The organism is Pseudooceanicola sediminis (assembly GCF_003575965.1).
GTDB lineage: Bacteria > Pseudomonadota > Alphaproteobacteria > Rhodobacterales > Rhodobacteraceae > Pseudooceanicola > Pseudooceanicola sediminis.
The window spans coordinates 1-2,927 of the sequence record NZ_QWJJ01000038.1 but is presented as its reverse complement, the minus strand read 5'-3'; the positions used below and the strand labels follow the sequence as shown (position 1 = coordinate 2,927).

Sequence of the window (2,927 nt, the reverse complement as noted above, 5' to 3'; positions counted from 1 at the left end):
CCCGCCACCTGACTGGCCGCCGACGTGCCGCCGACCAGCGGCGCGCGCCCGCTCGCGTGCCGCTGCCCGGGGGTGGCGGAGCCGCCGCTCAGCCCCGCGAACAATGTCCGGGCGGCGCACACCGCACCAGCCGTTGCACCGCTGCCAGTCAGACGCCCCCGGTCAGGCACCCTGCCGCCCGTCGCGCCACGCAGTCGCAGCGCCGTCGCGGCATACGGCCCGCCGGTGCAAACAGCGGCCATTCACCGCTCGGATACCGTCAAGATACCGACGTGAATACCGAAGCCGCAAAGACAGCCCACCCGGTCGCTTGCCCCTCACCGCTGCCTCGCCTATGCAGGGGTCAACGGCCAGACGGATGGACCAGTCAGTCCGGCCGGACGAATTGGCCAGACGAACTGACCAGTCGAAACGGCCAGTCTGATCAGCCAGCCGGATCAGCGAGCCGGATCAGCCAGTCGAACAAGGGAACATTCATGCGCATTCTCATCACCAACGACGACGGCATCAACGCCCCCGGTCTCAAGACGCTGCACGCCATCGCGACCGATCTTGCCGGTGCCGATGGCGAAGTCTGGACCGTCGCCCCCGCGTTTGAGCAATCCGGCGTCGCGCATTGCATCTCCTACACCCACCCCACGATGATCTCCGAAATGGGTCCGCGCACCTTCGCCGCCGAAGGCAGCCCCGCCGATTGCGTCCTTGCCGGTGTGCATGACGTGCTTAACGGTCAGCAGATCGACCTGATCCTTTCAGGCGTCAACCGCGGCAATAATTCCGGGGAAAATGCCGTGTATTCAGGGACTTTGGGCGGCGCGATGGAAGGTGCGCTGCAAGGCATCCCCGCCATGGGCCTGTCGCAGTACTGGGGGCCGGACAATGCCCACCTGGAGGATCCCTTCGAAGTGGCCGCAACCCTCGGCGCGGACGTCGTGCGGGCCGTGCTGGCCAATCACCCCGGTGACGGCAACAGCGATTACCGCACCTTCTACAACATCAACTTTCCGCCTTGCGCCGCCGCCGACGTCAAGGGGCGCAAGGTGGTCCCGCAGGGCTATCGCAAGGGCACCAGCTTTGGCGTGATCCCGCACGAGGCGCCCTCGGGCCGCCGGTTTCTCTGGGCACGCGGTGGCGATCAGCGCGTCGCGGCCACGCCCGGATCGGACGCCGACGTCAACTTGCAGGGCTATGTCTCGATCACCCCGATGCGGGCCGATCTGACAGCGCACGACCTGCTCGACGCCCTCAAGGTCATCGAATAGCGCAGCGTTACGCCCCCAACCCACGATAGCCCTTTCCCTGCAGGTCCGATTGCCGCAGTCTCGGGCCATCGCGGGCGCCGCCGCTCCCCGTTTCCACTTCGCCCCACCGTTCCCGAACCAGCCGGATCCAAGACCAGATGAGCCACGACACCAGCGACACAGCGGAACGCAAGATGCAGTTCCTCTTTGCCTTGCGCTCTCGTGGGGTGACGGACAAACGCGTGCTCGAGGCGATGGAAAAGGTCGATCGGGGCGAATTCATCCGCGGCATCTTTGCCGATCGCGCGTATGAGGACATGCCCCTGCCGATTGCCTGCGGCCAGACGATTTCGCAGCCCTCCGTCGTCGGGTTGATGACCCAGGCGCTGGACGTGCAACCGCGCGACAAGGTGATGGAGGTCGGCACCGGCTCGGGCTACCAGGCGGCTGTGCTCAGCCACCTCGCCCGCCGGGTCTATACCGTCGACCGCCATACCCGCCTCGTACGCGAAGCCAAGGCCGTGCTGGACCGGCTGGGGCTGGTCAACGTGACCACCTTCGCCGCCGACGGCAGCTTTGGCCTGCCGGATCAGGCCCCCTTTGATCGCATCCTCGTGACCGCCGCGGCCGAAGACCCGCCGGGCCCGCTCTTGGCTCAGCTCAAGGTCGGCGGTATCATGGTGCTGCCCGTCGGGCAGTCGAACACGGTGCAAAGCCTGATCCGTGTGCGAAAGCTTGAACAGGGCCTGGAATACGATGAACTGCGCCCGGTGCGCTTTGTCCCGCTGCTGGAAGGCATGGGCAAGGACACCTGAACCAGCCCGCCACCGAGAGCGGGCGGCCAAAGAACACCCGAGAACAGCCCCGACATCGGGGATGGGATGAGGACGAACAGATGACCGCAACTTTCAAAGGCCTTGGCCGAATTGTCGCCGCCACCAGCGCATTGGCCCTGCTGGCCGCCTGCAACGGGCCAATCGACTCGGACCTGCGGGGGGGCTTCGGTGGCTTTTCCACGGCCGACGCCGCGCTCGGCGTGACCGCCGCGCGCCCCGCCCCCGACAACCGCGGGATCATTTCCTATCCCGGTTACCAGGTGGTCGTGGCACGGCGTGACGACACCGTCACGGACGTCGCCGCACGGGTCGGCGCAGATCCCGCCGTACTGGCCCGCTATAACGGCCTGAACGTCGGGGACCGCCTGAACGAAGGCGCCGTGCTGGCCTTGCCCAGCCGGGTGGCCGAACCTTCGGCTGCGACAGGCGCGGCCGGAACCGGGCCGATCATGGCGCCCGGCGACGTCGGCTTGACCCAGATGGCGGGCAGTGCGATCGAACGGGCCGCAGACAAGGAAATCTCGGTCGCGACATTGCCGCCCTCGGCACCAGGGGAACCCGCGCGCCAGGTCGGCCAGGAACCGATCCGTCACCGGGTCGAGCGTGGCGAAACCGCCTATACCGTGGCGCGCCTTTACGGCGTCTCCGTCCGCTCGCTGTCCGAATGGAACGGGCTGGACGCCAACTTTACCATCCGCGAAGGGCAGTACCTGCTGATCCCGCTGGTGTCAGAGAATGGCACCGCGGCGCGGCCGCCGCTGGCGACCACGACGGCGCCGGGCGTCGGCTCGCCCACGCCGCCGCCGCCCTCGGCCTCGAAACCGCTGCCCGCCGAAACCCCGGCCCCGCT

The 2,927-nt window shown here is 67.6% G+C and carries 4 protein-coding genes; 3 read left to right on the top strand and 1 reads right to left on the bottom strand.

Going from position 1 to position 2,927, the window contains the following annotated elements; genetic code table 11:
* On the bottom strand, positions 1-242 hold a 242-nt coding region (locus tag DL237_RS20950; protein ID WP_233545093.1), incomplete at its 3' end, for a hypothetical protein.
* A 234-nt stretch (positions 243-476) separates the two neighbouring features.
* Between DL237_RS20950 and surE the strand changes: the two genes are divergently transcribed.
* The 3 genes from surE to DL237_RS20340 form a co-directional block, all read left to right on the top strand.
* Positions 477-1,262 (top strand): 5'/3'-nucleotidase SurE, encoded by a 786-nt coding sequence (surE, locus tag DL237_RS20350; RefSeq protein ID WP_119400798.1) that lies wholly within the window; start codon positions 477-479, stop codon positions 1,260-1,262.
* Positions 1,263-1,399: 137 nt separating this feature from the next.
* Positions 1,400-2,056 (top strand): protein-L-isoaspartate(D-aspartate) O-methyltransferase, encoded by a 657-nt coding sequence (locus tag DL237_RS20345; protein WP_119400797.1) that lies wholly within the window; start codon positions 1,400-1,402, stop codon positions 2,054-2,056.
* Positions 2,057-2,136: 80 nt separating this feature from the next.
* On the top strand, positions 2,137-2,927 hold a 791-nt coding region (locus DL237_RS20340), incomplete at its 3' end, for a LysM peptidoglycan-binding domain-containing protein (protein ID WP_147405386.1).

Coding starts and splice junctions, on each gene's coding strand:
- surE (WP_119400798.1), top strand. CDS start 477: ATGCGCATTCTCATCACCAACGACGACGGCATCAACGCCCCCGGTCTC.
- DL237_RS20345 (WP_119400797.1), top strand. CDS start 1,400: ATGAGCCACGACACCAGCGACACAGCGGAACGCAAGATGCAGTTCCTC.